The 6688-nt window shown below is 70.9% G+C and carries 7 protein-coding genes and 1 rRNA gene; 7 read left to right on the top strand and 1 reads right to left on the bottom strand.

Annotated elements, in window-relative coordinates; genetic code table 11:
- Positions 1–38: 38 nt before the first annotated feature.
- From OCU29_RS07150 to OCU29_RS07175, 6 genes are all read left to right on the top strand, one after another.
- The gene (locus OCU29_RS07150; RefSeq protein WP_179615521.1) at positions 39–680 is read left to right on the top strand and encodes an ABC transporter permease; all 642 of its coding nucleotides are present in this window, start codon (positions 39–41) and stop codon (positions 678–680) included.
- Positions 677–1852: an ABC transporter ATP-binding protein gene (locus tag OCU29_RS07155; RefSeq protein ID WP_179615522.1), complete on the top strand. Its 1176-nt coding sequence runs from the start codon at positions 677–679 to the stop codon at positions 1850–1852. Before OCU29_RS07150 ends, OCU29_RS07155 begins: the two co-directional genes overlap by 4 nt.
- A complete protein-coding gene (locus OCU29_RS07160; protein WP_261819365.1) occupies positions 1849–2676 on the top strand; it encodes an ABC transporter permease in 828 nt (275 codons plus the stop codon). Before OCU29_RS07155 ends, OCU29_RS07160 begins: the two co-directional genes overlap by 4 nt.
- Positions 2677–3690: a glycine betaine ABC transporter substrate-binding protein gene (locus tag OCU29_RS07165; RefSeq protein WP_261819366.1), complete on the top strand. Its 1014-nt coding sequence runs from the start codon at positions 2677–2679 to the stop codon at positions 3688–3690.
- A gap of 69 nt (positions 3691–3759) precedes the next feature.
- Positions 3760–4215, top strand: coding sequence for a Zn-ribbon domain-containing OB-fold protein (locus OCU29_RS07170; RefSeq protein WP_261819367.1), 456 nt, complete (start codon positions 3760–3762; stop codon positions 4213–4215).
- Complete coding sequence (locus OCU29_RS07175) at positions 4212–5414, top strand: lipid-transfer protein (protein WP_261819368.1); 1203 nt, start codon at positions 4212–4214, stop codon at positions 5412–5414. The genes OCU29_RS07170 and OCU29_RS07175 overlap by 4 nt, the downstream gene beginning before the upstream one ends.
- Here the strand turns inward: OCU29_RS07175 and OCU29_RS07180 are convergent.
- Complete coding sequence (locus OCU29_RS07180; protein WP_261819369.1) at positions 5411–5935, bottom strand: GNAT family N-acetyltransferase; 525 nt, start codon at positions 5933–5935, stop codon at positions 5411–5413. The genes OCU29_RS07175 and OCU29_RS07180 overlap by 4 nt on opposite strands.
- 546 nt (positions 5936–6481) lie before the next feature.
- Between OCU29_RS07180 and OCU29_RS07185 the strand changes: the two genes are divergently transcribed.
- Positions 6482–6688 (top strand): 16S ribosomal RNA (locus tag OCU29_RS07185); the annotation flags it as partial.

The following is a 6688-nucleotide window of genomic DNA, read 5'->3' on the forward strand; positions in this document are numbered from 1 at the left end:
CCCACCCCTGCGGTGCACAGGTGTGCTTGGGTGGGGGTGTGTGGGACTTCTTCCTCGACCGACGTGAACAGATCGTCTACAACACCCTGCAGCACGGGAACCTGGTGCTGCAGGCGGTGCTGCTGGCGACCCTGATCGCGGTCGTGCTGGCCGTGGTGATCATCCGGGTGCCGCAGCTCGCGGGCCTGGCCAACGCGATCAGCGCGATCGGCCTGACCATCCCGTCCTTCGCCCTGGTGGGCATCCTGCTGCCAGTCCTGGGCTTCGGCGCCTACACGGCGTTCGCCGCCGTGTGCTTCTACGCCGTGCTGCCCGTGCTGCGCAACGCGGTCGTCGGGCTCCAGGGGGTCGACGAGACGCTGCTGGAGTCGTCGCGGGGCATGGGGATGAGCGAGCTGACCTCGCTGTGGCGGGTGCGCCTGCCGCTGGCCTGGCCGGTGATCCTCGCCGGGGTCCGGGTCTCCATGCAGATGTCGATGGGCGTCGCCGCCATCGCCGCGCTCGTCCAGGGCCCCGGCCTGGGCACCTACATCTTCACCGGCCTCGCCCAGATCGGCGGTGCCAACGCCGTCAACTACGCCGTCGTCGGCACCGTCGGCGTCGTCGTCGTGGCGCTCGTCGCCGACCTGCTGCTCCAGCTCGTGGGGCGCCTGACCATCTCGAAGGGAATTCGCGCATGACCGCCACGCAGGAGACCACCGGGCCCGGCACACCAGAGGTCAGCGGCGCCGAGATCGTCCTCGAGGACGTCGTCAAGCGCTACCCCGGCCAGCAGCACGCGGCCGTCGACAGTCTCTCCCTGACCATCCCGGCCGGCGAGATCGTGATGTTCGTGGGCCCCTCGGGCTGCGGCAAGACGACCAGCCTGAAGATGATCAACCGGCTCATCGAGCCCACGTCGGGCTCGATCCGCATCAACGGCCAGGACGTCCGCGAGCGCAGCGCCACCGACCTGCGCCGCCACGTCGGCTACGTCATCCAGGGCGGCAGCCTCTTCCCGCACATGAGCGTGGCCACCAACATCGCGATCGTGCCCAAGCTGCTCGGCTGGGACGACGCCAAGGTCACCGCACGCGTCGACGAGCTGCTCGACCTCGTGGGCCTCGACCCGGCGAAGTACCGCGACCGGTACCCCCGTGAGCTCTCCGGTGGCCAGCAGCAGCGCGTCGGCGTGGCCCGCGGCCTCGCCGCCGACCCGCCGGTGATCCTGATGGACGAGCCCTTCGGTGCCGTCGACCCGATCACCCGCCAGCGGCTGCAGGACGAGCTGCTCAGCATCCAGCGCGAGCTGCGCAAGACGATCGTGATCGTCACCCACGACATCGACGAGGCCATCAAGCTCGGCGACAAGATCGTGATCCTGCGCGAGGGCGCGCACGTCGCCCAGTACGACACCCCCGAGAACGTGCTCGCGGCGCCGGCCGACGACTTCGTCAGCGACTTCGTCGGCTCCGGCTCGACGCTCAAGCAGCTCTCCCTGACCCGGGTCCGGGCGCTCGACCTGCGCACCCCGACCACCGCCAAGGTCGGTGAGAGCACCGCGGAGGTCAAGGCCCGCGCGGAGGCCAACGGCGACCGCGCGGTGGTCGTCCTCGACGAGCGCGGGCGGCCGCTGGGCTGGCCGTGGCTGCGCCAGCTGCGCGGCGACACGATCGTCGAGCCCACCGAGGACCTCATCGACCTCGACGAGGCCGCCACCCTCAACGACGCGCTCGACACGATGCTGACCAACCGGCACGGCGCGGCCGTGGTCACCGGAGCGCGCGACCAGTACCTCGGCGTCGTCGACTTCGCCTCCGTCACCGAGCACATGCGGATGCTCGAGGAGCAGGCCGGGAGCGCCGAGCAGTGAGCACCACCGAGCCGACCTCGCGGACCGGGGACGCCGAGCCGTCCCTGGCCGACCAGATGGACAAGGCCCCCGAGCCGCAGGGCAAGGGGCGTCGGCTCGACCGCGAGACCTGGTCGATGCTGGTGGTCCCCCCGGTGCTGGTGGCGCTGGTCTTCGCCGGCTTCGTGTGGTGGCGCCAGACCGCCGACCTCGACTCCACCGAGCTCAACCAGCTGCAGTGGTCGACGATCTGGAGCCTGATCGTCGAGCACGTCCAGGTCACGGCCGTCTCGGCGGTCGCCGTGGTGCTGGTCGCGGTGCCCCTGGGCGTCGCGCTGACCCGCGGCCCGCTGCGCCGGGCCGCGCCGCTGGTCGTGGGCTTCGCCAACGCCGGCCAGGCCGCGCCCTCGATCGGCCTGATCGTGCTGCTCGCGATCTGGGTCGGCTTCGGCTTCTGGACCGCGGTGCTCGCGCTGACCCTGTACGGCGTGCTGCCGGTGCTGCGCAACACCATCACCGGCCTGCAGGGCGTCGACCCCACCCTGGTCGAGGCGGGCCGCGGGCTCGGGATGTCCTCGGCGGCGGTGCTGGTGCGGGTCGAGCTGCCGCTGGCCGTGCCGGTGATCATGGCAGGGGTCCGCACCGCTCTGGTGCTGCTGGTCGGCACCGCCGCGCTCGCGACCTTCATCAACGCCGGTGGGCTCGGCGCGATCGTCGACGCCGGCATCTCCAACTACCGCTTCTCGCTGATGATCGCCGGAGCAGTCCTGATCGCCCTGCTGGCGCTGCTGGTGGAGTGGCTCGGCCGTCTGCTCGAGCTCGCGACGCGACCGAAGGGACTCTGAGTGAGACCGCCCCGCACCACCTCCACCCCGGCCCGCCTCCTCACGGCGGGCCTCACGCTCACCCTCGCGGCCGGCCTGGGGGCCTGCGGCCTCGGCACCGCCGGTGGCTTCGTGCCCTCCGGCGAGCTCGCCGGCCCGCTGGCCGAGGTCGACGTCGAGGGGCTCGAGGGCGCCGAGCTGACCATCGGCTCCAAGAACTTCAGCGAGAACATCCTGCTGGGCAAGATGGCGATCATCCTGCTGAAGTCGGCCGGCGCCGAGGTCACCGACCTGACCAACATCCCCGGCAGCTCCTCCTCGCGCGCGGCCCACCTCGACGGCGCCATCGACGCGATGTGGGAGTACACCGGCACGGGGTGGATCAACTACCTCGGCAACGACAAGCCGGTCAAGGGCGAGCAGGAGCAGTACGAGGCCGTGCGCGAGGCCGACCTCGAGCAGAACGACCTGGTCTGGCTGCCCCCGGCGCCGATGAACAACACCTACTCCTTCGCGGTCACCGAGTCGGTGCAGCAGGAGTACGGGCTGACGACGCTGGCCGACATCACCAAGGTCCCGGTCGCCGAGCGCACCTTCTGCGTCGAGAGCGAGTTCCGCAACCGCTCCGACGGTCTCACCGGCATGCTCAAGGCCTACGACGCGCTGCTCGGCACGCCCCAGGGCGTGCCCGAGGACAACATCCAGAGCTACCAGACCGGCGCCATCTACGCGGCGACCGACAACGGCAACTGCACCTTCGGCGAGGTCTTCACCACCGACGGGCGGATCGTGGCCCTCGACCTGACCGTGCTCGAGGACACCGCGGAGTTCTTCCCCAACTACAACGTCTCGTTCGTGGTGCGCGAGGAGACGCTGGAGGAGCACGAGGAGATCGCCGACCTGATCGCGCCGGTCAGCGAGGAGCTCACCAACGAGGTGCTGCTCGAGCTCAACGCCGAGATCGACGTCGACGGCCGCGAGCCCGCCGACGTGGCCTTCGACTGGCTGGAGTCGGAGGGCTTCGTCACCGAGTAGCGGGACCGGTGCTGGCCGCGGACCCCTCCGCCCCCTAGAGTGAGAACACGTTCTAGTTTTGGAGGGCGCATGTCCGCACCTGCCATCGAGGGATGGTTCACCACCGGCCCCGACCCCTCGCTCACCGGCGAGCGGTGCACGTCGTGCGCCACCGTCTACTTCCCGCCGACGATGTCGGCGGGCGGCTTCTGCCGGCACCCGGCCTGCGACGGCGAGGAGTTCGAGCGGGTGCCGCTCTCGCGCCGCGGACGGGTGTGGTCCTACACCGACGCGCAGTACCAGCCGCCGGCGCCGTACGCCGCCGCCGAGCCGTTCGAGCCGTTCGCGCTCGCAGCGGTCGAGCTGCCCGAGGGGATCGTGGTGCTGGGCCAGGTCGCGCGCGGCTACGGCGTCGCCGACCTGAGCGTGGGCGCCGAGGCCGAGCTCGTGGTCGAGCCCGAGGCCGTGGGCGACGCCCTGATGTGGAAGTGGCTGCCGCTGGGCTCGGGCCACGTCACCGAGCTGGGCGAGGAGGCCGACCAGTGAGCGCCGGGCAGCAGCGCGGCGTCGCGGTGGCTGGGGTGGGGATGCACCCGTGGGGCAAGTGGGGCCGCAGCTTCGTGCAGTACGGCGTGCACGCCGCGCGCGAGGCGCTCACCGACGCGGGGGTCCCGTGGACCGACGTCGACCTGGTCGTGGGTGGGGAGACGGTGCGCAACGGCTACGCCGGCTACGTCGCCGGCTCGACCTTCGCGCAGGCGCTGGGCTGGAACGGCGCGCGCATCGCGACGTCGTACGCCGCCTGCGCCACCGGCGCGCAGGCGCTCGACACCGCACGGGCGCGGATCCTCGCCGGGCTGTGCGAGGTGGCCCTGGTGGTGGGGGCCGACACCACGCCCAAGGGCTTCCTGGCCCCCAACGCCGGCGAGCGCTGGGACGACCCCGACTGGCTGCGCTTCCGGCTGCTCGGCATGACCAACCCGGCGTACTTCGCGATGTACGCCCGCCGCCGCATGGACCTCTACGGCGCGACGACCAAGGACTTCGCCCGGGTGAAGGTGAAGAACTCGCGGCACGGCCTGGCCAACCCCTACGCGCGCTACCGCAAGGAGGTCGGCGTGGCCGACGTGCTGGCCAGCGCCGTGGTGAGCGACCCGCTGCACCTGCTCGACATCTGCGCCACCTCCGACGGGGCCGCCGCGGTCGTGCTGGTCTCCGACGACTACGCGCGGCGCCACGGCCTGGCCGACGGGGCGGTGCGGATGGTCGCCGTCTCCACGGTCACGCCGACCTTCCCGCAGACGGTGCTCGACATGCCGATGCTCTCCACCGACGCCAGCGGGGGCGTCGAGCCGGCGCGCACCTTCAAGGAGTCGCTGGCGGCGGCTGCCTACGAGGAGGCCGGCATCGGCCCCGACGACGTCGACGTCGCGGAGGTCTACGACCTGTCGACCGCCCTCGAGCTCGACTGGATCGAGGACCTGGGGCTCTGCGGGCGAGGCCGGGCCGAGGAGCTGCTGCGGGCGGGGGAGACGACGATCGGCGGCCGCATACCGGTCAACCCGTCGGGCGGGCTGGCCTGCTTCGGTGAGGCGGTGCCCGCCCAGGCGCTGGCGCAGGTCTGCGAGCTGACCTGGCAGCTGCGCGGTCGCGCCGAGGGGCGCCAGGTCGAGGGGGCGCGGGTCGGCGTCACCGCCAACCAGGGCCTCTTCGGCCACGGCAGCGCCGTGGTCCTGGCGCGCTAGCGACCGGGCGGCAGCACCATCAGCAGCAGGTCGGCGCGCGACCCGGGCAGCCACGGCGGCCGGATGCGACCGACCTGCTGCCACCCGCGGTGGGCGTAGACCTCGACGGCGGTGCCGTGGTCGGTCACGACGTCGAGCACCGGGGTGCGGCCCTGCGCGCGCAGCCACGCGACCGCGGTGTCGAGCATCAGACCGCCGACACCGGTGCCGCGGGCAGCGAGCTCGGTGAAGAGGACCTCGACGATGCCCAGCCCCGACGTGTCGGGCACGGCCAGCGCGTCGAGGAAGGCCTGCTCGACGTCGCCGCGCGGGCGCCCGACCGCCACGTGCCCCACGACGCGGCCCCCGACCTCGGCGACCCACGCGCGCTCCTGGCCCTCGCGCACGACGAACTGCTCGACGGGGAACGGCAGCGGCCACCGCATCGGGTACGACGAGGTCGGCTGCTGCTCGGCCAGCGACGACACCAGGGCGGGCAGGTCGCGGGGCTCGCGCAGGCGCACGACGGGGGAGGGGAGCACCGCGCCATCCTGCCCGGCGACCCCCCGGAGAGGCCCGCGGGACGGGCCCTCGAGGGGGTGGCGACGCCCCGAATTGACGCTTCCGGGACAGCCGACCTAATGTTCTTCTCGTTGCCCCGGCAGCCGGCCGAAAGGCCCGGTGAGGGGGAGACAGCAGGACCCGAGGTCACCGCCTCGCACCTCCAGCAGCAGGACTCGCTGGCAGGTCTGTCGGTGTGCCTGGGGGCGGATGCTTGCCAGCCGAGTGTCGCGCAGCTCCCCGGAGTTGACGCGGTACACCCGGACGGGTAAGTTTCTGCAGGTTGCCCCGCCGCTGGTGCCGAGAGGTGCTGGGACGGTGTGCGTCTGATTCTTGAGAACTCAACAGTGTGTCATAGTCGACGAATTAGTTTGTTATGCCCCGTCGATCATGGATGTCTTCGGACTGATGTGGTTGATGGTTTCTTTGGTAAGACGATAATTCTGACAATTGTCAGTTTTGTTCTCTTGTCAGGCATCTCTTTTTCCGCATCGGCTCTCGCGAGAGGGTTGGTGTGGTGTTGGTTTTCAACGGAGAGTTTGATCCTGGCTCAGGACGAACGCTGGCGGCGTGCTTAACACATGCAAGTCGAGCGGTAAGGCCCTTCGGGGTACACGAGCGGCGAACGGGTGAGTAACACGTGAGTAATCTGCCCCCCACTTCGGGATAAGCCTCGGAAACGGGGTCTAATACCGGATATGACCGCTTCTCGCATGAGATGGTGGTGGAAAGTT

Source organism: Nocardioides sp. OK12, from assembly GCF_024341885.1.
Taxonomy (GTDB): domain Bacteria; phylum Actinomycetota; class Actinomycetes; order Propionibacteriales; family Nocardioidaceae; genus Nocardioides; species Nocardioides marinisabuli.